The organism is Streptococcus sp. 3874 (assembly GCF_013276425.1).
GTDB lineage: Bacteria > Bacillota > Bacilli > Lactobacillales > Streptococcaceae > Streptococcus > Streptococcus pseudopneumoniae.
On record NZ_VMLA01000160.1, the window covers coordinates 1 to 306 of the forward strand.

Here is a 306-nt window from a genome sequence, read left to right on the forward strand (position 1 = left end):
TTTCATTGAGTATAAGTTACTGGCTCATCCTTCCATTATCTCTTATATTACAAAATACTCCATAATCTCCAGCCCATCAATCTGGCTAGAGATTACAGAGTTATTTTCAGCCTTAATATCCTATCAAAAAATAATATTAAGATTCATTCAGTTAGATTTAGTTTACCAATTCACCGTTAGCATTGACTCTATAGCCGTTTACTGTTGTATTGACTGCAAGCATACCTGATGCATCTACGTAATACCATTTCCCACTAACTTGGAACCATTGGCAAACTTTCATATCGCCATTACTATTGAGGTAGT

At 34.6% G+C, this 306-nt stretch carries 1 pseudogene; it reads right to left on the reverse strand.

Annotated features, from left to right (window positions below):
• Positions 1-157 precede the first annotated feature (157 nt).
• Positions 158-306: pseudogene (locus HT703_RS11385) on the reverse strand (N-acetylmuramoyl-L-alanine amidase family protein); the annotation flags it as partial.